The 22,864-nt window shown below is 59.1% G+C and carries 20 protein-coding genes; 13 read left to right on the top strand and 7 right to left on the bottom strand.

The window, feature by feature from the left end:
• Positions 1–5: 5 nt before the first annotated feature.
• The 3 genes from AB5Y71_RS15730 to AB5Y71_RS15740 all read right to left on the bottom strand — a co-directional run bounded on the left by AB5Y71_RS15730 (position 6) and on the right by AB5Y71_RS15740 (position 4,804).
• A complete protein-coding gene (locus AB5Y71_RS15730) occupies positions 6–1,379 on the bottom strand; it encodes a MotA/TolQ/ExbB proton channel family protein (RefSeq protein WP_043822897.1) in 1,374 nt (457 codons plus the stop codon).
• On the bottom strand, positions 1,376–2,140 hold the full coding sequence (locus AB5Y71_RS15735) for a DUF3450 domain-containing protein (protein WP_005338938.1): 765 nt from the start codon (positions 2,138–2,140) through the stop codon (positions 1,376–1,378). The genes AB5Y71_RS15730 and AB5Y71_RS15735 overlap by 4 nt, the downstream gene beginning before the upstream one ends.
• Positions 2,141–2,248: 108 nt before the next feature.
• Positions 2,249–4,804, bottom strand: a complete 2,556-nt coding sequence (locus tag AB5Y71_RS15740) for a TonB-dependent receptor (protein ID WP_139432484.1) — start codon at positions 4,802–4,804, stop codon at positions 2,249–2,251.
• Between the two features lie 741 nt (positions 4,805–5,545).
• Here AB5Y71_RS15740 and AB5Y71_RS15745 point away from each other — a divergent pair.
• From AB5Y71_RS15745 to AB5Y71_RS15765, 5 genes are all read left to right on the top strand, one after another.
• A complete protein-coding gene (locus tag AB5Y71_RS15745; protein WP_031227629.1) occupies positions 5,546–6,571 on the top strand; it encodes an ABC transporter permease subunit in 1,026 nt (341 codons plus the stop codon).
• Positions 6,572–6,573: 2 nt separating this feature from the next.
• The gene (locus tag AB5Y71_RS15750; protein WP_013724081.1) at positions 6,574–7,617 is read left to right on the top strand and encodes an ABC transporter permease; all 1,044 of its coding nucleotides are present in this window, start codon (positions 6,574–6,576) and stop codon (positions 7,615–7,617) included.
• A 149-nt stretch (positions 7,618–7,766) separates the two neighbouring features.
• Positions 7,767–9,584: an extracellular solute-binding protein gene (locus AB5Y71_RS15755; protein WP_064338688.1), complete on the top strand. Its 1,818-nt coding sequence runs from the start codon at positions 7,767–7,769 to the stop codon at positions 9,582–9,584.
• A 31-nt stretch (positions 9,585–9,615) separates the two neighbouring features.
• The gene (locus tag AB5Y71_RS15760; protein WP_368171983.1) at positions 9,616–10,737 is read left to right on the top strand and encodes an ABC transporter ATP-binding protein; all 1,122 of its coding nucleotides are present in this window, start codon (positions 9,616–9,618) and stop codon (positions 10,735–10,737) included.
• Positions 10,734–11,750, top strand: coding sequence for an ABC transporter ATP-binding protein (locus AB5Y71_RS15765; RefSeq protein ID WP_368171984.1), 1,017 nt, complete (start codon positions 10,734–10,736; stop codon positions 11,748–11,750). Before AB5Y71_RS15760 ends, AB5Y71_RS15765 begins: the two co-directional genes overlap by 4 nt.
• Positions 11,751–11,851: 101 nt before the next feature.
• Here AB5Y71_RS15765 and AB5Y71_RS15770 read toward each other — a convergent pair whose 3' ends face one another.
• Positions 11,852–12,463 (bottom strand): YitT family protein, encoded by a 612-nt coding sequence (locus AB5Y71_RS15770; RefSeq protein ID WP_005349421.1) that lies wholly within the window; start codon positions 12,461–12,463, stop codon positions 11,852–11,854.
• 242 nt (positions 12,464–12,705) lie between these two features.
• Between AB5Y71_RS15770 and AB5Y71_RS15775 the strand changes: the two genes are divergently transcribed.
• From AB5Y71_RS15775 to AB5Y71_RS15790, 4 genes are all read left to right on the top strand, one after another.
• Positions 12,706–14,085 carry a UDP-glucose/GDP-mannose dehydrogenase family protein gene (locus AB5Y71_RS15775; protein ID WP_368171992.1) on the top strand — a complete coding sequence of 460 codons (1,380 nt, stop codon included), beginning with the start codon at positions 12,706–12,708 and terminating at the stop codon, positions 14,083–14,085.
• Positions 14,082–15,095 (top strand): NAD-dependent epimerase, encoded by a 1,014-nt coding sequence (locus AB5Y71_RS15780; RefSeq protein ID WP_368171985.1) that lies wholly within the window; start codon positions 14,082–14,084, stop codon positions 15,093–15,095. The genes AB5Y71_RS15775 and AB5Y71_RS15780 overlap by 4 nt, the downstream gene beginning before the upstream one ends.
• Positions 15,096–15,205: 110 nt before the next feature.
• The gene (locus tag AB5Y71_RS15785) at positions 15,206–15,811 is read left to right on the top strand and encodes a DUF2076 domain-containing protein (protein WP_338710358.1); all 606 of its coding nucleotides are present in this window, start codon (positions 15,206–15,208) and stop codon (positions 15,809–15,811) included.
• Between the two features lie 204 nt (positions 15,812–16,015).
• Positions 16,016–16,204, top strand: coding sequence for a hypothetical protein (locus tag AB5Y71_RS15790; protein ID WP_040068682.1), 189 nt, complete (start codon positions 16,016–16,018; stop codon positions 16,202–16,204).
• A 155-nt stretch (positions 16,205–16,359) separates the two neighbouring features.
• Here AB5Y71_RS15790 and AB5Y71_RS15795 read toward each other — a convergent pair whose 3' ends face one another.
• Positions 16,360–16,611, bottom strand: a complete 252-nt coding sequence (locus AB5Y71_RS15795) for a hypothetical protein (protein ID WP_368171986.1) — start codon at positions 16,609–16,611, stop codon at positions 16,360–16,362.
• Positions 16,612–16,783: 172 nt separating this feature from the next.
• Between AB5Y71_RS15795 and AB5Y71_RS15800 the strand changes: the two genes are divergently transcribed.
• Positions 16,784–17,641 carry a lytic transglycosylase domain-containing protein gene (locus AB5Y71_RS15800; RefSeq protein WP_368171987.1) on the top strand — a complete coding sequence of 286 codons (858 nt, stop codon included), beginning with the start codon at positions 16,784–16,786 and terminating at the stop codon, positions 17,639–17,641.
• A gap of 8 nt (positions 17,642–17,649) precedes the next feature.
• On the opposite strand, the gene AB5Y71_RS15805 is transcribed toward AB5Y71_RS15800, so the two are convergent.
• On the bottom strand, positions 17,650–18,213 hold the full coding sequence (locus AB5Y71_RS15805) for a YgjV family protein (protein WP_191966357.1): 564 nt from the start codon (positions 18,211–18,213) through the stop codon (positions 17,650–17,652).
• Positions 18,214–18,270: 57 nt separating this feature from the next.
• The gene (locus AB5Y71_RS15810; protein ID WP_368171988.1) at positions 18,271–18,846 is read right to left on the bottom strand and encodes a Crp/Fnr family transcriptional regulator; all 576 of its coding nucleotides are present in this window, start codon (positions 18,844–18,846) and stop codon (positions 18,271–18,273) included.
• A 242-nt stretch (positions 18,847–19,088) separates the two neighbouring features.
• Here AB5Y71_RS15810 and ettA point away from each other — a divergent pair, with 242 nt between their 5' ends.
• The 3 genes from ettA (at position 19,089) to AB5Y71_RS15825 (ending at position 22,787) form a co-directional block, all read left to right on the top strand.
• A complete protein-coding gene (gene ettA, locus AB5Y71_RS15815) occupies positions 19,089–20,756 on the top strand; it encodes an energy-dependent translational throttle protein EttA (RefSeq protein WP_368171989.1) in 1,668 nt (555 codons plus the stop codon).
• A gap of 93 nt (positions 20,757–20,849) precedes the next feature.
• Positions 20,850–21,179, top strand: coding sequence for a hypothetical protein (locus AB5Y71_RS15820; RefSeq protein WP_005343410.1), 330 nt, complete (start codon positions 20,850–20,852; stop codon positions 21,177–21,179).
• A gap of 264 nt (positions 21,180–21,443) precedes the next feature.
• Complete coding sequence (locus AB5Y71_RS15825) at positions 21,444–22,787, top strand: NCS2 family permease (RefSeq protein WP_005343409.1); 1,344 nt, start codon at positions 21,444–21,446, stop codon at positions 22,785–22,787.
• The last annotated feature ends 77 nt before the right edge of the window (positions 22,788–22,864 follow it).

The raw sequence follows: 22,864 nt of genomic DNA on the forward strand, positions 1-22,864 counted from the left end.
ACTCCTTACGCTGCGGCTTTGGAGGCGTGCAGACGTTCCTGATAACGGGCGACGAAACCGGCGCTCTGCTCTTCCAGCACCTGGATCAGACGACGGCTCTGGGTCTGCACTATGGTGTAGAGGAACAACATGGGCACGGCGACGACCAGCCCCTGCATAGTGGTCACCAGCGCCTCCGAGATACCGCCCGCCATCAGCTTGGGATCGCCGGTACCGAACAATGTGATGGCCTGGAAGGTGGCAATCATCCCCACTACGGTACCGAGCAGCCCCAGCAGCGGCGCGACCGAGGCGATCAGCTTGATGATGCTGATACCCTTCTCGAACTTGGGCACGTTGCGCAGGATGATCTCGTCGAGCTTGGACTCCAGATCCTCGATGTTGTCACCGCGATGGCTCTGGTAGGCTCCCAGCATGTCACCAATGGGGTTGCCCTTGATGATCTGATCGGATTTCAGCTGCTTGCGCATGGACGAGCCGATCAACGACAGCCGGATACCGCAGAAGATGGCCAGCAGGGTACCGAGCACACCGAGCACCATGATGACGTAACCCACTTCACCACCCTGATCGATCCGCTCCTTGAGAGTCGGTGACTGCACCAGCAGAGAGAGGATCACGCCGCGAGACGGGTCGATGAAGATGGGTTTGACCCCGTCACCACCCTGTTCAAACTCGGCGATGGGAGCCAGCACACTCTTCTCCGGTTGACGGGAGAGCTGCTCGAACTTGCCGGTCTCCGGTACGAAGGTGAGGTACTTGCCTTCGGAGACAGTGTTGAACTCGCCGATCTGGGTAACGGTCTTCTCGGCCTGGTTGCCCTCGCCGTAAACCACGGTCGCCGGGATCTGGCTCACCTTGCCACCGTCCACCATGCGGCTGAGGGTGGTGGTCCAGAACGCTTCCAGATCGTCGCTGGAGGGGAGCTCTTTACTCTCGGCCAGACGGGTCAACAGGGCGGATTGCTCCGGATGCTCGACCCGACGGGCGGAGGCGTTGAAGATCCCCTTGAACTCACCAGCGAACTGACGCAGTACGCCGAACATCTCGCCCATGTTGCCAGAACGCTGGCGCAGGGTTTCGGTCAGCTCGGTCAGTTGCTTGTCGTTGGCATCAAAGGTCGCCTTGAGCTGCTCGCCCTTGGCGGTTTCGGCTGCCAGCTCGGCCTTGGCCTTGGCCAGCAGCGCCCCCTGCTCGTTCTTGTCAGCCAGGAAGCGGGCTTCCCGCTCCTTGTTGAGTTGAGATTCGCTCAGGCTGGAGGCCTTGACCTGGTTCAGCAGCGCATTGAGATCCACCGGTTTTTCGGCGGCGGTCACCGGCAGGGTGACCAGGGTTGCTCCCGCAATCAGGGAGGCAATAGCAAGTTTGATTCCTTTCATGATGCTTTCTCCGCAGTTTGAACCGGCAGCTTGATCAGCGCGGGAGGCGCCTGCTTCTTGGCGATGCGAAGGCCCTGTTCAACCGCACTGCGATACTCCTGGGGCAACTCTTCCCACTGACGGGTCTGCTTGTTCCACATGCCGGTCTCCTGACCATCCGGAGACTGGTAGAGCAGCGCGATGCGGCCAACGCGCAGGAACTCGTAGGTCTTCTCGCTGCCATCCTTGTCCAGGCTCGCCTTGTAGGCCTCGATGGTGCGGCTGAAGCCCTCCTCGATTTGGTATGCCTCCAGGATCTTGCGGTACTTCTCGGAGATGGTGACATCGGCCCGGTTCATCAGGTCGGTCAGAGCCGCCACGCGGTCCTCGCGCTCGACCTTCTGGAACGGCAGATCCAGTGACACAAACTGCTCGAGGGAGTCGATCATCTTGAGCATCAAGGGCACCACTTCGGTGCTGGTCTGATCAATCTGGGCGATCTGCTTTTGCATCGACGCCAGCTCGGCACTCTGGGACTCGACCATCTTGCTCACCTGCTCGTTGTAGGTGCGCAGACTGTCGACCTGACGCAGGGCGGCCTTGTACTGGGCCAATGCGGATTCGGCAGATTCGGCATAGCTGTCGATCTTCTGCTGGGAAACTTTGGATGCGTTGTCGGTGGCGGCTTGAGCGTCCACGGCCTGACCGGCAGTGGCGGCACTCAGATTGAAGCTGGTCAACAAGGCGGCCGAAACCAGGCTGCCAAGGAGCGCTTTCTTCATTGTAATGGTCCTTGTCTTCATAGGATTACCCTATCTCCGTAACTTCCTTGGACGTTGGGCACAGCCGGCCCGACCGGGCCGGCTGAGGTTGTATATCAACAGGGTTGATTAGAACTTCTGGGTGTAGTCGATGTAGTAGACGCGACCGTCGATGCCGTAGAGATCTTCTTCATAGGTGAAGCCATCGCTCGACAGAGAAGGTCCGCGGTTGAACATGTTCTTCACGCCGGTCTGGATCTTGCCATTCCAGCTGGTATCGACCGCGACGTTCAGGTTCCAGATGGTGTTGGAAGCGATATGGCCCTCTTCCTGTCCATTCACGTAATCCTGACTCTGGGAGTCGATATAGTTGGCGCTCAGATAAGCATCCAGATTCCACCACTGCGGGAAGTTGGCACCGACCCCGGAGTTGAAGCGAAGGTCTGGCAACGCATTCCAACCCTTCTTGTCGATCATCGGGCCACCGGCAAACAGACCTTCTTCATACTTCAGGATGTAAGTGCCACCGAAGTCATAGCGCATGGTGAAGAAGTTGAAGTCGTACTTGTAGTCCGCCTTGAAGTCGATACCACTGGTCTTGAGTTGCCCCAGGTTGACCATGCCGGCGTAGACCATCTCGACATCGCCGTTTGCGTCACGAATAACGTTCGGGTTGCTGCCGGTATTAAGCTCCTGATAGAACTGGGTCTGAGTGGTAGCCAGCTGGATCACGTCATCAATCTTGATGTAGTAGTAATCGAGCGACAGGTTCAGATTGTCCAGCGGGTTGTAAGCAGCCCCGATGGTGAAGGTATTGGCGGTCTCTTCCTTCAGGTTCTTGTTAGCTTTACGCGTTGTGTCGTACTGCGCTTCGGAACAGTTAGCAATACCATTGGCCTGGCAGCCTACATAGTCCTTGGCAAAGTCGGCAGAGAACGAGTCTGCGGCATAGAGATCATCCAGACCCGGCGCACGGAACGACTGGGACCAGGAGGTACGGAACATCAACTGGTCGAGCGGTTGATAACGCAGACTCGCTTTGGGCGAGAAGGCGCTGCCAAAGTCGCTGTACTTGTCGTAACGACCCGCCAGGTTCAACTCGATCTGCTCGGTGATGGGGATCAGGCTCTCGATGTAGGTGGCAAACACATCGCGCACACCGCTACCGGAGTTGCCGGATGAACCCAGTACGTTACCCGCTTCGGACTGGCTGTCGTAGGTGTCGGAGTAAACCCAATCGTTATACTCGGCCCCCAGATACCAGCTGACCGGGCCAGCGGGCAGTTCACCCATCTCCCAACCCAGACCACCGTACCACTGGAAGAAGTCCATTTTGGAGGTACGGCTGGTATCGTACGAAAGGTCCTTGGTGGCCGCATCAGAGAAGCTGCCATTAATAAATTTCCCGCTATTAACCTGAGTCTGTACTGCTGGCTCCAGAACGTAGCCTGAACCATTGCTGCGGTTATCTGTTTTGGAATACATGTAACCGGCATTCCACTCCAGATCGCCTACCGCTTCGGTCGGCACAGTCCCTTCAAAACCCAGGTTCATGTTACCGGTCATGTCAGTCACATCGTTGTCACGGGGGCCGACGTTGTTAAAGCGGTAGTAAACGGTCGCAGCCTTGGCGGTACTGAAGTTGTTGGCAGACAGGACTGCTGCGCTTTCAGGGGTAGAACCATCTACGGTGAAGGCACCGGCAGCTGGCGCGAAACGACCAAAACTGGTGACGCGGGAGCCAATCAACTGCGGAACGAAGTCCACGTTATCGTTAATGTGATAGCGGCCGTTCACATAGACGGTATCACGCGTCCGGGAAGCGGTTTTGGCTGCTATCTGGGCAAAGTCGAAGCGGCAGGCTGTCCCCACGGGCACGAAACCTGCACCTGTATTAGCACAGTCAATGCCGTCCAGAGTACGGGTAACTGTCTTGCCGGTCGTGGCATCAACACCCTTGATATTGCGGCCATAAATACTGGGGGCCTCGGCACCCTGCTTGGCCAGATAGTCACGATCCTTGTAATAGATCACATCTTTCACATCGTGCTCGTAAACCATCATCAGAGAACCCTTGTCCCCTGTGATGCCACTGACAATGGAACCACTCTGCTCGTCACCACCCTCTTCGGTCGGCGAACCGATACGCCCCTGGAAAGTCAGCCCTTCGAAACCCTCTTTGAGGATCACGTTGATAACGCCACCGATGGCATCAGAACCATAGAGTGCGGAGCCACCATCCAGGTTCACTTCCACCCGCTCAACCGCCGCCATGGGGATGGTGTTGAGGTTGATGGAAGTACCACCCATAGTCGGTGAACCTGCGATCCGCTTGCCATTGAGCAGTACCAGAGTACGGGTAGAGCCCAGACCACGCAGACCAACGGTTCCCTGAGATTGATAGGAGTCACCAGAGGAAGGGGAGTACCCACCAAAGGAGTTGTAGGAGGCCTGTTTCAGATAATCGGCCACAGTCTGCTGACCAGACTGTTCAATTTGAGCCTTGCTGACAGAGACAACCGGAGTCGCCCCCTCAACATCAACACGGGAGATACGGGAGCCAGTGACTTTGATTTTCTGCAGTTTTTCGACGTTCTGCCCTTCTTCGGCAGATACGGATGGGGCCGCCGCAAGGCTCGCCAAGGCGAACGCAATCGCAGCAGAGATTCTGCTCTTCCTAAGCATCGCTTATATCCTTCCTGGTTGTTTATTGTTTGCTTCCTGATACCGCCCTCTTTTTGGAGCGATGTGTAAGGCTTATCAATCTTTGACTAGCGACGTCAATGGAGCTGGGGGGCGGCGAGGTCGGACGTAGAATAAGCGGAGTGTATTAATTTTGACCGGCATAATTAGTGAATAATTCTGCCAAAAACAACTCGCACAATGTAAAGGCATTGTTAAATGGCGTAAATGGCGCTGAATTAAAATTTGATGAACTTATTAGTTAACGTGCTGTCCGTTTATATCTTATTTTGATTTATCGGCATTAATAAGAATAAAACACTAACTTCATGAGGGTTGCACCTGACCGTTCTCATGGGGATAACAGATAAAATTGTCGAGATGACATCGTTTTCCTTCAATTTCACACCCCAAACAAAAGCATTACCAATCAATAAGTTAAAAACACCTAAAGCTAAAACAAACAGCTGTTTATATTTTTTAAAATAATGTTGAGCAGTAGCGTTTTGTTTTGATTTTCACTTTTCAGATAAAAAACGTCATTTTTCGGTGCTTTTGGTCTCAGCGGGTCATTTGTCCCAGTTTTCCATTTCCTTGTACTTGATTTTTGTTGCAGAGCTTTTACAGTGGCCAAGCGGATTGTCTGCTGTTTGGCAACCAATCCAGCGCGTAATGCCAGGAAGGACAGGCCCGTCACCGGATTTGACTGGCCGCAAAAAAGAACAACAAGGACGAGGTTCCACCATGCTGTCGTATTTCCTACGCCGGATGCTTTTGATCATCCCGACGTTTCTCGGTATCACCCTGCTCGTCTTCACCATCACCCGTTTCGTGCCGGGCGGACCGGTCGAACGCATGCTGCTGCAAGCCCAGGTTTCCCAGAATGAATCTGGCCGCTCCAGTGGCAGCAAGGGGGCGCAGGCCCTCTCCGATGAACAGATCGAGGAACTCAAGGCCTTCTATGGCCTCGACAAGCCGATGCTGGTCGCCTACTGGGAGTGGCTGCAGAAGCTGGCGGTGCTGGATCTGGGCGAATCAACCCGCTACTACGAGCCTGTGTGGGATCTCATCAAGGAGCGGCTCCCCGTTACCGCCTTCTTCGGGCTGGCAACCTTTCTGCTGAGCTATGCGGTCTCCATTCCGCTCGGGGTGGCGAAGGCGCTCAGGCACAACAGCCGCTTCGACTCGTTGAGCTCCATGCTTATCTACATGGCCTATGCCCTGCCCGCCTACGTGGTGGGGATCTTCCTCATCACCGTCTTCGCCTTCCATCTGGAGTGGCTGCCGATGGGCGGTTTTCCGGGAGACGACTTTGAGTACATGGAGAGCAGCTGGGATCAGATCCGCACTGTCTTTGCCCACGCCCTGCTGCCGCTTATCGCCTACGCCATCGGCGATTTCGCCATCCTCACCATGACCATGAAAAACAGCCTGATGGAGAACCTGTCGGCCGATTATGTGCGTACCGCCGTGGCCAAGGGACTGCCATTTCGCAAGGCTGTCACCGACCACGCCATGCGCAACAGCCTGATCCCCATCGCCAGTCACCTGGGGTCTGTGCTCACCGTTTTCTTTGGCGGCTCCTTCCTCATCGAGACCATCTTCAACATCGACGGCATCGGCCTGCTCGGTTACGAGGCGATCGTCGAGCGGGATTACCCCACCGTCATGGGCATTCTGGCCATCACCTCCATGCTGATGCTTATTGGCAATATCGTCTCCGATATCTGCGTTGCCCTTGTTGATCCCCGTGTGCGGTTTGGAGATTGACCATGAAGCTCAATCCGGTTACCTTGAAAAAACTCAAGCGCTTCAAGTCGATCAAGCGCGGTTACTACTCCTTCATCATCTTCACCACCCTGGTGCTGCTCTCCCTGCTGGCGGAGCTGCTGGTCAACAGCCGGGCACTGATGGTGAGCTATCAGGGACAGTTGCACTTCCCCACCTATGGCGATGTGATCCCCGGCCAGCAGTTCGGGCTCGATTACGAGTACGAAACCAACTACCGCCAGCTCAAGGCCAAATTTGCCGCAGAGGGCCAGGGTGACTGGGTACTGCTGCCGCCAGTGCCTTGGAACCCCTACGAGCAGGATTTCAAAGAGGATGCCTACCCGCCCTACGCCCCCAGCGCGGCTGAGCGCCACTTCCTCGGCACCGACACCAGCGGCCGCGATGTGCTGGCGCGGCTGGTTTACGGCTTTCGCATCGCCATCGGCTTTGCCTTTATCGCGCTGGCGGCCAGTTACGCCATCGGGGTCACCATCGGCTGTCTGATGGGCTTTCTCGGCGGCCGCTTTGACCTCATCCTGCAACGCTTTATCGAGATCTGGTCCCAGGTGCCATTTCTCTACGTCATCATGATCCTGGTGTCGCTGGCCAAGCCCAACTTCGGCCTGTTTGTCGCCATCAACGTGCTGTTCGGCTGGATGGGGATCACCTGGTATATGCGCACCCTCACCTACAAGGAGCGGGCGCGGGACTATGTGATGGCGGCGCGGGCGCAAGGGGCGACCACCGGGCGGATCATCTTCAACCACATCCTGCCCAACACCCTGATGATGATCGTCACCCTGGCGCCATTCGCCGTGGTGGGGAATATCTCGACCCTGACGGCGCTCGACTATCTGGGCTTCGGGCTGGCACCGCCGACCCCGAGCTGGGGGGAGCTGCTCTCCCAGGGCATCAACAACCTCGATGCCATCTGGATCGTCAGTTCGGTGGTGGCAGCGGTGAGTCTGGTGCTGATCATGGTCTCCTTTATCGGCGAGGCGATCCGCGAGGCGTTCGATCCGCGCAAATTTACCCGTTACCAATAAGCCAGTCGATGCCAGCGCATCGGCAGGCGCTGGGTAACGAACAGTAATAAATGAAGGACGGGCCGCCGCCATCGGCGGTCCCGGGAGCAAGGGATAATCCCGTTATCAATCAAGACCCCCAGTGCAGGGGCCAGACCTGGAAGTCAAACATGAAAAATAAAATCAAATGGATAGGTGCTCTCTTTGTGCTGGTAAACGGATCCTGGGTCTGGGCGGCCAGCCTGCCCGCGGATCTCAAATGGGAGACCAACGACACGGATCCTGTGTTCGCCTCCCCCAAGGCGCTGTCGGGCGGCAGCCTCAATATGTTTGTGGAGAGCTTTCCGCTGACGTTCCGCACCGTGGGGCCTGACTCCAACGGATCGTTCCGCTCCTTTATTCTCGATAACCAACTACGGCTCATCAGCTTCCACCCCAATACCGGCAACCCCATCCCCTCGCTGGCTACCCACTGGGCCATCGCGCCAGACAGCCAGACCGTCTACTTCAAGCTGGATCCGCGAGCCAAATGGTCGGATGGCAAGCCGGTCAATGCCGATGACTACACCTTCGGCTACGAGATGATGCGCTCCAAACACATCAAGGGGCCCTGGTTCAACAACTACTACACCACTGAAGTGGTAGCGGTAGAGAAGATCGATGATCACACCATTATGGTCAAAGCGGGCAACCGCAAGGCCAAGATGGACCTGCTCAACACCACCGAGCTGTGGCCCCAGCCCAAGCACTACTACAAGCTGACCCCCAACTGGGTGAAGCAGTACAACTGGGCCGTGGTGCCCACCACAGGTCCCTACGTGATCAGCGACGTCAAGAAGGGCAAGTCGGTCACCTTCAGCAAGCAGAAGGATTGGTGGGCAAAAGACGATCGCTACAACCAGCACAGATTCAACATCGACACCATCAAGGTGCAGGTGATCCGCGACCACAACATCGCCTTCCGCCACTTCCTGAAAGGGGAGATCGATACCTTCGAGATGATCCTGCCCAACTGGTGGCATGAAAAAGCGGTCACCCCGGAGTACAAAAAAGGCTACGTGCAGAAGGTAATGGCCATGACCGACACCAAACAGGGCGGTCAGGGGGTTCACCTCAATGTGGCCAACCCCAAGCTGGCGGACGTAAACGTGCGCCTCGGCATCCAGCACGCCTTCAACATCGACAAGATGATCGAGACCGTGCTGCGCGGCGACTACGACAGAGCCACCACCTTCGACTCGGGCTTTGGCGAGTTCACTGACATCACGCTGCCGGAGCGGGCTTATGACATTGGCAAGGCGCGGGAGTACTTTGCCAAGGGCGGCTACAACAAGCCGGGGCCGGACGGCATCCTGCAAAATGAGAAGGGAGAGCGGCTGACGCTGGCACTCACCTACACCAGTCAGGAGCACTCCAAGCGGCTGACCGTGCTGAAAGAGGAGGCCAAGAAGGCGGGACTGGATCTGGAGCTCAATCTGGTGGATGGGGCCACCGGCTTCAAGGTGATGCTGGAGAAGAAACACGAAGCGGCCTGGCTCGGCTGGGGCGGCGGCGGTCTCTATCCGCAATATTGGGAGTTTTTCCACTCCGCCAACGCCAACAAGCCGCAGACCAACAACCTGTTCAACGTAGCGGACAAGGAGCTGGACGCGCTGATCGACGCTTACAACGTCGAATTCGACATGGCCAAGCGGGCCAAGCTCTCCCAGCAGATCCAGCAGCGCATCTATGATCTCGCCATCTTCGTGCCCGGGGTGCAGCTTAACTATGTGCGGGCCAGCAGCTGGCGTTATGTGATGCTGCCGGAGGTGCCTGCCACCAAGAACACACCGGATCTGCTCTACTGGCCGATGGATGGTTATCCTCACAGTAGCGGCGGTCTGCTCTGGCTCGATCCCAAGGTGAAGGAAGAGACCCGCAACGCCAAGGAGGCAGGGGAGGCTCTGGCGCCCATCAACCTGCTCGACAAGACCTATGCACGTCATTGATATTCAGGCCATTGCGAAGGGAGCAGCCGTTATGCCCAACACCCAGGCCCCCATTCTTGACGTACCGGATAACGAGGGGGAGTTCGCCGTTGATAACGGCCAGCACCAGGCCTCGATCCTCGACGTACCGGATAACGGGGGGGAGTTCGCCGCTGATAACGGCCAGCACCAGGCCCCAATCCTCGAAGTACGCGATCTTGAGGTGGAGTTCGCCGTCGATGACGGCAAGATCAAGGTGCTCGACGGGGTCAGCTTCAAGGTGGCCCCGGGTCAGACGCTGGGGATCGTCGGCGAGTCCGGCTGTGGCAAGAGTGTCACTTCACTCGCCATCATGGGGCTCTTGCCCAAGCCCCACGGTCAGGTAGTCGCCGGTTCCATCCGCTTTCAGGGGGAGGAGCTGTTGTCGCTTGCACCGGATCAGATGTACAAGGTGCGCGGCAACCGCATCTCGATGATCTTTCAGGAGCCGATGACGGCCCTCAACCCGGTGCAGACGGTCGGTGAGCAGCTGATGGAGGTGTTTCGCCTCCATCGCCCCGAGTATGACAAGGCCCAGCGTAAAGCCGCGGCCATCGCCATGCTGCAGAAGGTGGGGATCCCGGAACCGGCTCAGCGCTTTGCAGTCTATCCCCACAACCTCTCCGGCGGTATGCGCCAGCGGGTGATGATCGCCATGGCGCTCTCCTGCGAGCCAGACCTGCTTATCTGCGACGAGCCGACCACGGCGCTGGATGTCACCATTCAGGCCCAGATCCTCGAACTGATGAAAGAGCTGCAAGCCCAGACCGGCATGGCCATCATCTTTATCACCCACGATCTCGGGGTAGTGGCTGAGCTGTGCGACGAAGTGGTGGTGATGTACGCCGGGCGGGCGGTAGAGCAGGCCGACGTATTCGAGCTGTTTGACCATCCCCGTCACCCCTATACCCACGGCTTGATGAGCTCGATCCCGCGCCTTGAGGATGAGCCCAAGAGCCTGCTCAAGACCATCAAGGGACAGGTACCGGCCCTGCACGAGATGCCCGCTGGCTGCCGTTTCTCCAACCGTTGCCCCCATGCGACCGACCTCTGTGTCAGCGCCATTCCGGCGGTGGAGCAACTCAATTCGCGCCACCATGTCGCCTGTCACTACTGGAAGGAGTTGACCGTATGAGCACTCTGTTATCGGTCAGGGATCTGAAACAGCATTTCCGGCTGGGAGGCGGCTTCCTGCGCAAGCAATATACGGTTCATGCGGTGGATGGCATCAGCTTCGATCTCAAGCAGGGGGAGACGCTGGGGCTGGTGGGTGAGTCGGGCTGCGGCAAGTCCACCCTCGGGCGCAGCCTGCTCAAGCTGTTCGAGCCGACCGCAGGCACCATCACCTTCGAGGGGCGCGACATCACCGCCCTCAGCCCGAAGGAGATGCGCTCCCTGCGTCAGGAGATGCAGATGGTGTTTCAGGACCCTGCAGAATCCCTCAACAGCCGCCACACCGTGGGCCAAATTTTGGAGGAGCCCTTCATCATCCACGGTAAAGGCAACACTGAGCAGCGCCGCGGCTGGGTGCAGGAGTTGCTGGCAAAAGTGGGCCTGCCGGGCAGTGCGGTGGATCGCTACCCCCACGAGTTTTCCGGCGGTCAGCGCCAGCGGATCGGCATCGCCCGCGCCATCGCCCTCAAGCCCAAGCTGCTGGTGTGCGACGAGGCGGTCTCGGCCCTCGATGTCTCGGTGCAGTCGCAGATCGTCAACCTGCTGCTCAGCCTGCAGCGGGAGATGAACCTCTCCATCATCTTCATCGCCCACGATCTGTCGGTGGTTAAACACATCTCGGATCGTATCGCAGTGATGTATCTGGGACGGATCGTCGAGCTGGCGGATGCCCAGTCGCTCTATCTGACGCCGCGCCATCCCTATACCCAGGCGCTGATCTCCGCCATTCCGGTACCGGACCCGCGCAGGCGCAGCCAGCGCATTCTGCTGACCGGCGATGTGCCCTCCCCCATCTCGCCACCAAGCGGCTGCCACTTCCACCAGCGCTGCCCCCATGCGACCGAGCTGTGCAAGAGCAAGGCGCCGAGGCTTGAGGTGTGCGATGAGGCCCATCATCAGGTGGCCTGTCACACCCCGCTCGCCGTCGGTAGTCACGCGATCAGCGGCAACAGCAGGCTGGAGCAGGCAAGCTAGGTGCAGCGAACAAACGCCAGGGTAGAAACAGACGAGGCGGCCATCAGGCCGCCTCGTGCTATCGGGTCACGCTTGTCTTATCGAGCCACTGCCGCAGCTTGTCAGGCAATCTGGTAGCGGCCCGGCTTGTGGTTGAGTGTCAACACCAGATTACAGATAACTGCCGCCACGATGGAGAGCGCCAGGATCCAGGGTTGCACCACGAAAAACGAGGCAACAACAATGGCGCAATCGAGCCCCATCTGCAGCTTGCCCGCCCGGATGCCAAAGCGATCCTGAATAAAGAGCGCCAGAATGTTGAAGCCCCCCAGACTCGACTTGTGACGGAACATAATAAGCAGCCCCATGCCAATCAAGGTACCGCCGATCAGCGCCGCATAGAGAGGCTCTATCTTGCCGATCTGCAACACCCCGTTGAGGTGATCGGTCATGTAGGAGACCGCCGCCACAGAAACGAAGGTGTTGAAGGTAAAACGTGGCCCCATCCGCAACCATGCCAGCGCATAGAAGGGCAGGTTGATGCCGAAAAACAGCAGGCCGAAGCTGATGCCGGTCACCTTTTGCAGCAGCAGCGCCAGCCCGGCAGTACCGCCAGTGAGCAGGCCAACCTGATGAAACAGAAAGATGCCGAGGGAAACAAAGCCGGCCGCCGTCAGCAGGGCCAGCACATCCTCATAAATAGGATGAGCAGTGCGAATCGAGGTGTTGTCCATAACCTGTATCCAAGCGAAGTAAAGAGAGAGTGTCTGTCGCCTGCCGTTGCGGGCGGGCTGCGAGCCCTTTCCACAGGGCTTCGTTATGGGGTCCAGTCTATTTTTTGTGAAAAGGATCACAACAGTCAGGCTGAACGCCCCATTCTGGTGCCTGTCATCTGGCATTGACACTCGCTGCACCAAGATGCAGCATGCCGCGGTTTAAGCGCGCCATCCCCCATTCACAGCACGAGGCACTTTTCATGAAGGTCACCATTTTTGGCACAGGCTATGTCGGGCTGGTGCAGGCCGCCGTTCTGGCCGAGGTGGGCCATCAGGTCTGCTGCGTGGATGTGGATGACGAGCGGATCGCCGCCCTCAGGCTGGGGCAGATCCCCTTCTATGAACCGGGGCTGGCCCCGCTGGTCGAGAGCCATCTTGCCAGCGGCCGCCTGAGCTTCACGGTCGATCCCGCCATTGGCGTGGCACACGCCGACCTGCTGCTGATCGCCGTGGGCACCCCGGCTGACGAGGATGGCTCGGCCGACCTGCAACATGTGCTGGCGGTGGCCGACACCATAGGCCGACTGATGAGCCGCCCCAAGCTGGTGGTGACCAAGAGCACAGTACCGGTCGGCACGGCGCAGCAAGTAAGGGAACACATTGAGCAGCAGTTGGCCATGCGTGGACGGCCCCTCACCTGCGAGGTGGCGGCCAATCCCGAGTTTCTCAAGGAGGGAGCGGCGGTCAACGACTGCATGCGGCCGGACCGCATCATCATCGGCTGTGACAGCAAGCGGGCGCTTGAGCAGTTGCGTGCCCTCTACGCCCCCTTCAACCGCAATCACGACCGGATCGTGGTGATGGATCTGCGTAGCGCCGAGCTCACCAAGTACGCCGCCAACGCCATGCTGGCCACCAAGATCTCCTTTATGAACGAGATGGCGGCCCTCGCCGAGCAGCTGGGGGCCGATATCGAGGCAGTACGCCAGGGGATGGGGGCCGATCCCCGCATCGGTTACCACTTTATCTACCCGGGCTGCGGCTACGGCGGCTCCTGCTTCCCCAAAGATATCAAGTCGTTGCGCCATACCGCGGCGAGTGTCGGCTGCGACGCCCCGCTTTTAGCGGCGGTCGAGCAGGTCAACCTGCGCCAGCAACAGAAGATGGCGCAAACCCTGCTGACCCGATTCGGCCCGGATCTGCGTGGCCGCACCTTCGCCCTGTGGGGACTGGCGTTCAAACCCGGTACCGACGATATGCGCGATGCGCCGAGCCGCCCGCTGCTGGCCGCCATCTGGGCTGCCGGTGGCCGGGTGCAGGCCTTTGATCCCAAGGCGATGGGGCGTGCCCGCCAGATCTACGGCCAGCGGCCGGATCTCCTGCTCTGCCCAACTCAGGAAGCGGCACTGGAAGGGGCCGATGCCCTGCTCATCTGTACCGAGTGGCAGGCGTTTCGCGCCCCCGATTTCCAGCAGCTGAAAGCCCTGCTCAATCAGCCCGTCATCATCGATGGCCGCAACCTCTATGACCCGCGCCAGCTCAGCGAGCTCGGGTTTGACTATCACGCCATCGGGCGACCACATCTTCCCGCCAAAAAGCAGCCTGCCAACACCAGTTGCAACCCGGAGACTCAACCATGATCTATCTGGTTACCGGCGTCGCCGGTTTTATCGGTTTTCATGTGGCCAGCAAGCTGTGCGCCGCAGGCCATCGGGTGGTGGGGATCGATAACCTTAACGACTACTACGAGGTGAGTCTGAAAGAGGCGCGGCTGGCCCAGCTGGCCAGTTTCCCCCATTTTCGCTTCGAGCGGCTTGATCTGGCGGATCGCGAAGCGATGGCAGCTCTCTTTGCCCGTCACGGTTTCGAGCGGGTGATCCATCTGGGGGCGCAGGCGGGGGTGCGTTACTCTATCGACAATCCGTTCGCCTATGCCGACAGCAACCTTACCGGCATGCTGACGGTGCTGGAGGGGTGTCGTCACCACGGGATTCAGCACCTGATATACGCCTCCTCCAGCTCGGTCTATGGCATGGGGGATCAGATGCCCTACTCCACCGCGCAGCAGGTGGATCACCCGGTCTCCCTCTACGCCGCCACCAAGAAGAGCGGCGAGCTGATGGCCCACGCCTATTCGGCGCTCTATGGCCTGCCCACCACAGGGCTGCGCTTCTTTACCGTCTACGGCCCCTGGGGCCGCCCCGACATGGCCATAATCAAGTTCACTCGCGCCATCCTCGCGGGAGAGCCTATCGACATATATAACCACGGCGATCTCAGCCGCGACTTCACCTTTATCGACGACATCGTCGCGGGGATCCTAGCCGTGGCCGACCAGCCGCCCCGCCCCAATCCCGATTGGCACGCCAGCGAGCAGAGCGCGGCCGAGAGCGCAGCCCCCTACCGCATCCTCAATATCGGTAACGGCCAGCCGGTACAGCTGCTCGATTTTATCGAGGCGCTGGAAGAGGCCATCGGCAAACCCGCCATCAAGCGGATGCAGCCGATGCAGGCAGGTGACATGCACGCCACCTGGGCCGACAGCGAACCGCTGCACATCCTCACCGGCCGGCGCCCCGCTACACCTCTCAAGCAAGGTGTTGCCGAGTTTGTCCGCTGGTATCTCGACTACTACCAGCCCGACCGCTGACGAGCGCGGGTAACCCCTCGGTCATTGATGAGTTAATCAGATACCACTGATGCCCCGCGGGTTTTAGGATGGCTAAACGCACTGTCTGCGCACCATAGCGAGGATTTGAGATGCAATCACAGGAACAGGGTCTGATCGATGGACTGTTCGACCGCCTCAAGCAAGCGCAAGCCAGGGATAGCAAGCGAGACCCACAAGCGGATCAGCTGATCCGCCAGCATCTGGCCCAGCAGCCCGATGCCCCCTACTACATGGCCCAGGCGCTGCTAATTCAGCAGGCAGCCCTTACCCGCCTCAACGAGCGGGTCAAGGAGCTGGAAGCCAGCCAGAGCGCCCCGAGCAGCGGCAGTTTTCTCTCCGGCCTGTTTGGTAGCGAAAGCAGCCCGCCCCCGCGCTTTACGCCGCCACCGGCATCCGCTCCTGCCCAGCCAGCATCCCGTACCAGCTCCTTTTTGGGCGGCGCCCTGCAAACCGCCGCCGGTGTGGCCGGTGGCGTGATGCTGGCCGATATGATCGGCGGACTGTTTCACAGCAACCGGCCCGAGGAGATCATCGACATCATAGAGCCTGCCCCCATTGCCAATCCGGTCGATGCGGAACCGGTGCGCTGGGACGGCTGGGATTCATCTCCCGATGTTGGCAGCAGTTTTCTCGACGACGATAACCTGAGTGGCGGCTGGGCCGACAGTGACGATAACAACGGCGGTTTCTTCTGACCGTCAAACCATTACTGGCCCCGCATCTGGCGGGGCCCAACTCGATACGAAACCCATGACTATGGAAAGTGTGATGACACCACGGATCGGCAGCGGCATGACGCGATATACTCAGCGCGCTTCGTGCCACCCGGGAACAAATCCCGACCCCAGGCGCTCTGTCCGTGGCCACGCAACACCCCCATGACGACAAGGAGCCACCTCATGATCCGAACCCTGCTTTTGACCGGTGCCGCCATTGCGGCCTATGCCCTGACCCAGAGCCACTCTCTGCTTCCCCTGCTCAGCCTGCTGGCCCTGCTTTCGCTCTGGGTTGTCAGCGAAATTGGTCTGATATATCGCCAGTTACCAGCCGCCCAACCAGACGAATCTACCTACCACTTGGATGTCTGAGTTTGTTAAGAAATCCTTATGCCAACGCTTCTTCATCTAACAAGGTCGATATCATGAACTCAACTCCCCCACTTTATTCGAGCCTGATACTACTTGCTTGCCTGCAAAGTGCTTCGCTGTGGGCGCAATCCCCATGCCCAACAGGGGATAACTGCTCAACACTTAGTAACAACCAACCAGTCTCCGTACTGGGTAGCAACGGTGGTAACGGTGGTAACGGCGGCAACGGTGGTAACGGCGGCAACGGCGGCAACGGTGGTAACGGCGGCAACGGCGGCAACGGTGGTAACGGCGGCAACGGTGGCAACGGCGGCAACGGCGGCAACGGCGGTGATGGAGCTGATGGAGCTGATGGAGCTGATGGAGCTGATGGAGCTGATGGAGCTGATGGAGCTCAGCCTGACCAATAATACGTCCCTTGCAATCTATTTTTAGATTGAGGGCACAATTGGCTAGCCTATAAGTTCCATACCGTTTTGCTCTCTGAAATCTCCACGCTATAACAACAGGATCCACTGGGTTCGTGGCGATAGCAGCCATGTTCCTCTATATCTTCTGTACTCAAACAGGAGATAACCCATGAGGCACATCAGCGAAAACGGACTGTTTTTGCTGCTTTTTTTGTCGTTGTTACTGGCAGGTACGCCGCGGGCGATGGCACAAGGCAGGGATTTCAGACAGGCCCCCAAGGCGCTGACGGCGATCAAGCAGGGTCAAGTGGCCCAGCAACACGGCAATCTGCAAAAAGCCATCGCCCTCTACTGTGTCGCCGCCAGCACCGGCAATCCCGAAGGTTATTTCCGGATCGGCCGCCTGCTCGCCACCGGCCCCGCCTCGGTACGCAGCGCAAAGCTGGCCAACAGCTACCTCACCATGGCAATGCGCCTGGGTAACCGACAGGCTGCACGCTACTACAACGCCCGCATCGGCAATGCTCCCATGGGTGATCAGTGCGGCATCGGGATCCGTGGCGGTCAGGGTGGCTATCTGGCCGGGCTCCCCTCCACCCCCTTCAATGTCGACTCCTGGGTGGCCCGCCAGCCCCCCGCCAAGCAAAAGCTGGTCACCATGCTGCGTCACGCCGCCAAACACCATAAGGTGGATGCCCGGCTGGTACTGGCGATTGCCATCGCCGAATCCAATCTCAACAGCCGCGCCGTTTCACCCAAGAATGCTCAGGGGCTAATGCAGCTGATCCCCGAAACCCAGCAACGGTTCGGGGTAACCCGGCCATTCGATCCGGCCCAGAACATCAAGGGTGGCGTCAGTTATCTCAAATGGCTGGATCGCCGCTTCGATGGCGACTGGATACTGATCTCGGCTGCCTACAATGCCGGGGAAAAAGCGGTGGAACGCTATGGCGGGATCCCACCCTATGACGAGACGCAGGAGTATGTGAAACGGGTGCTCTACTTCGCTGGCCACAAGCAGCCCTGAGCGGGAGGTCAGGAGCTCGCCCGATCGGAAGGCGGCACACGCCTCTTTCTGCGGCCACTGTGGCGGCCACGACCCCAATAATTGAAGCCATAGTGGCGGTAGTAGCCCACCATATTGCTGACCAGAAACAGCCCCTCCATCAGTGCGGCGACTGGTGAGCCCACCAGCAGGTTATTGCCAAACCAGCAGAGGGTACCGAGCAGCATCCAGCGCCGCAGTTGGCGATCATCCGGACAAAACGCGGCCCGGGTTTGCAGCAGGCTCGCCAGCAGCCCGATCAATGAGAGCAGGCCCTGATAGGTCGCCAGCGTTGCCGCACAGGCCAACCCCATGAAAAACCACATCAAGATGCGGCGAACCAGCCAGATACTCACCAGAAAGCGCACGCTGGCCAGCAGCAACAGGCAGGCGGCCGACCACTGCCCGAGCAGGGCAAAGTGACCGGCATTGAGGGTGCAGGAGAGGGCCAGACAGGCCAGGATCCTGCGGCGATCCCGCAACTGAAACGACAACAGATCGAGCAGCAAGGCCAGGCTCACCACCAGTTGCGACCACAGAAACAGCGACATCATCCACCCCTCGTCCGTCATTTGGATGACGCAGCATGAAGTGGCAACCGGCAGGTGGCATTAACCCGTGTTAATGCGCCTGCGGATCCGTGACAGGGTGACCGGACTGATACCGATGTAGTTAGCGAGCTGCACCTGAGTGAGCCGCGCAGGCCAGTGGGGGAAGGTGTGGCAGAGCTCCCGATAACGCTCTTCGGGGGAGTGGAGCAGCAAAAACGCCTCCTTGCGCTCCTTGTAACCGAGCTGCTGACGCAGCAGGGCCATGCAGACCGGCTGCCAGATGGGCTCATCCAGCAGGGCGATTGGCACCCGCACCACCTGCAGCTCCGTCAGCGCCTCCAGCTGGTAGCGGGCGGGCGACCCGGTGAGCCAGCTGTCGTAAAGCAGGCAGAGCTCCCCTTCGAAGTAGAACTCCTTGCAGCGCTCCTGCCCGTCCCGGGTGTAATGGCAGGCACGAGAGATGCCCGTTTCGATATAGAAGGCAGCCTCCTGTTCGGCCCCTTGCGCCAACAGCACCTGACCGGCGCGCAGCCTCTGCCGTGGCAAGCGCAGGCTGATGGCTTCACTCAGCGCGGCGTCCAATCCCATAGTGCAGAGAAAGGCGGCCAGCGAGGGGGCTTCAGAGGATGGGTTCATGACGGCTCCGGAACAAAACGACAGCCCACATCATGCCCAAATTGCACGGCTGATGCAGCAAGGCGTGACTGCTACGCCAAAGGGGGGACATAGCCGGGTGCCACCTTTGCCCCCCCTCGTCCGTTGGTTTACAATCGACGGGTTTTTTGGAACCCGGTTGACCTGTGTCGACCTGGCCCCACCACGACATCAGTCTGTTAATGCCAAGACATTAACCTGCTGAAAAGGAAGAGAATTAGCCAATGGCTCAATTTATTTACACCATGAACCGGGTCGGCAAGGTAGTGCCGCCCAAGCGTCATATTCTCAAGAACATCTCCTTGAGCTTCTTCCCGGGCGCCAAGATTGGCGTGCTGGGTCTGAACGGCGCCGGTAAATCGACCCTGCTGCGCATCATGGCGGGTATCGACACCGAGATCGAAGGGGAAGCCCGTCCACAGCCCGGCATCAAGATTGGCTACCTGCCGCAGGAGCCGAAGCTGGAGCCGGAGCAGACCGTACGCGAAGCGGTCGAAGAGGCCGTTGGCGAGGTGAAGCGCGCCATGGCCCGTCTGGACGAGGTCTATGCGGCCTACGCCGACCCGGATGCCGACTTTGACAAGCTGGCCCGCGAACAGGGCGAGCTGGAAGCTATCATCCAGGCCCAGGGCGGCCACAACATGGAAAACCAGCTGGAGCGCGCGGCCGATGCCCTGCGCCTGCCGGCATGGGATGCCAAGATCAAGCACCTCTCCGGTGGTGAGCGCCGCCGTGTGGCGCTCTGCCGTCTGCTGCTGGAAAAGCCGGACATGCTGCTGCTGGACGAACCGACCAACCACCTGGATGCGGAATCCGTGGCCTGGCTGGAGCGCTTCCTGCACGACTACGAAGGCACTGTTGTGGCCATCACCCACGACCGTTACTTCCTCGACAACGTGGCGGGCTGGATCCTGGAGCTGGACCGCGGCGAGGGTATCCCATGGGAAGGCAACTACTCCTCCTGGCTGGAGCAGAAGGACGCCCGTCTGGCGCAGGAAGCAAGTTCCGAAGCGGCCCGTCGCAAGTCCATCGAGAAAGAGCTGGAGTGGGTTCGTCAAAACCCGAAAGGGCGTCAGGCCAAGTCCAAGGCCCGTATGGCTCGCTTCGAAGAGCTCAACACCAACGACTACCAGAAGCGCAACGAGACCAACGAGCTGTTCATTCCGCCCGGACCGCGCCTCGGCGACAAGGTGATGGAAGTGGCCAACCTGCGCAAATCCTACGGTGATCGGGTGCTGATCGACGATCTGTCGTTTGCCATTCCGAAGGGTGCCATCGTCGGCATCATCGGCCCGAACGGTGCCGGTAAGTCGACCCTGTTCCGCATGATGTCGGGTCAGGAGCAGCCGGATTCCGGTGCCATCACGCTAGGTGAAACCGTGGTGCTGGCCTCTGTCGATCAGTTCCGCGACAGCATGGATGACAAGAAGACGGTCTTCGAAGAGGTCGCTGACGGTCAGGATATCCTGCGCATCGGCAACTACGAGTTCCCGAGCCGCGCCTATATCGGCCGCTTCAACTTCAAAGGTTCCGACCAGCAGAAGCGGGTTGGCGAACTCTCCGGTGGTGAACGTGGTCGTCTGCATCTGGCCAAGCTGCTGCAGACCGGCGGCAACGTGCTGCTGCTGGATGAACCGACCAACGATCTGGATATCGAAACCCTGCGTGCCCTCGAGAACGCCCTGCTGGAGTTCCCGGGTTGTGCCATGGTCATCTCCCACGACCGCTGGTTCCTCGACCGTATCGCCACTCACATCCTGGACTATCAGGATGAGGGCAAGATCGAGTTCTTCGAAGGTAACTTTACCGAATACGAAGAGTGGAAGAAGAAGACCTATGGCGCCGAGGCGATCCAGCCCCATCGCGCCAAGTACAAGCGCATCGCCAAATAAGGCTGACTGCGTGTTGAGGGGAGCTTCGGCTCCCCTTTCTCTTGCCTTTTGACTTACAATCCTAGACGGATGCCTTTGCATGGATGTAGCACGATGACGACCCCCATAGAGAAAAAACTCACCATCCAGATCCGGGTTGAACCGGGTTGCCTCGGGCCGGATGGCAAGGAGCACATAGAGACCTTCTGTGCTGCTGCCGCCAAGATTTTTGCCGCCGTGGAGCCCGAGCTGGTGAGCTGGGTGCTGATCCCCCGCTACGACAAGCAACTGCCTGAGCAGGAGTTCTTTATCGAGGGGCGCAAGCTGACCGAAGAGCAGGCAAGCCTCTTTCTGCGCCGCTTCGGCCGTGAACTGGGTGAAGTGCAAGACCGGCTCGACTCGGTACTGGCCCAGCTGGTCGAGCGCTACTTCAAAACCCTGTAAGCCCCCAATTTTCGATAAAAGGTTCTCTGCTGAGAACCTTTTTTCATGCTCAAAAAGCAAACGTTTGAATTTTTACTCTATTCATTGATCTGCTTCGCAGATCCGGGGTTTGTAAACGGCGCCGCCTGTGTAAAAATGTGCGCGCTGTCACGGTATCAGGACGAGTCTGGTTACTTAACCGCCAGAAACAGGGCAATTTACCCCGCATGGATGGGATAGCCCGTTCCCCTGCTGCTTATTTCACGTCACCTATTGGAATCCAACATGAATCAACAACACCAAGCTGCCAATCAGGCCGCCGGGCAAGGATTGCTTGAGCGCCTGTTTGCCCTGCAAGGCCATGGCACTACCGCCCGCACCGAAGTGATCGCCGGTATCACCACCTTCCTGACCATGGTCTATATCGTGTTCGTCAACCCGCAGATCCTATCTGCGGCGGGCATGGACACCCAGGCCGTGTTCGTCACCACCTGCCTCATCGCCGGTATCGGCAGCATCCTGATGGGCCTGTTGGCCAACCTGCCGATCGCGCTGGCCCCCGCCATGGGCCTTAACGCCTTCTTCGCCTTCGTGGTCGTCGCCGGCATGGGTTACTCCTGGCAAGTGGGCATGGGCACTATCTTCTGGGGTGCCATGGGTCTGTTGATCCTCACCCTGCTGCGGGTGCGTTATTGGCTGATCGGCAACATTCCGCTCACCCTGCGGGTCGGCATCACCGCCGGTATCGGTCTGCTGATCGCCCTGCTCGGCCTGCACAACGCCGGGATCGTGGTGGCCAGCCCCGCGACTATGGTGACCGTGGGCAACCTCACCTCCCTGCCCTGCCTGCTGGGTCTGCTCGGTTTCTTCCTGATCTGCATCTTCTCCGCCCGCGGCGTCCACTCCGCCGTGCTGATCGCCATCGTGGTCACTACCGGTCTGGGCTGGCTGTTTGGCGATGTCACCTTCAAGGGCTTTGTCTCCATGCCCCCCAGCATCGAACCGGTGTTCGGCCAGCTGGATCTGATGGGCTCGCTCGATATCAGCCTCGCCGGGATCATCTTCTCCTTTATGCTGGTCAACCTGTTTGACTCTTCCGGCACCCTGATCGGCGTCACCAACCGCGCCAAGCTGGCCGATGACAAGGGCCACTTCCCGCGCATGAAACAAGCGCTGATGGTGGATAGCGTCAGCTCCGTCGGCGGCGCCTTCATGGGCACCTCCTCGGTTACCGCCTTTATCGAGAGCAGCTCCGGCGTCGCCGTCGGCGGCCGTACCGGTCTGACCGCCATCGTGGTCGGCCTGCTGTTCCTGCTGGCGATCTTCTTCTCTCCGGTCGCCGCCATGGTGCCGGCCTATGCCGCCGCTGGCGCCCTTATCTATGTGGGCGTGCTGATGTGCTCCGAGCTGACCCGGGTGAAGTGGGAAGATCTGACCGAAGCGGTACCGGCCTTTATGACCGCCGTCATGATGCCGTTCAGCTTCTCCATCACCGAGGGGATCGCCGTGGGCTTTATCTCCTACTGCGTGATGAAGGCAGGCACCGGTCGCTGGCGCGAGATCAACCCCTGCGTGCTGGTGGTAGCCCTGCTGTTCGTGCTCAAGTTCGTCTGGGTCGACAGCCACTAAGCGGCACTCTGTCCCAATAAAAATGCCAGTCAGCTGACTGGCATTTTTTTATCCAAAGTATTTTCGACCTGTGCGCT

The organism is Aeromonas sp. R9-2, from assembly GCF_040908025.1.
GTDB lineage: Bacteria > Pseudomonadota > Gammaproteobacteria > Enterobacterales > Aeromonadaceae > Aeromonas > Aeromonas veronii.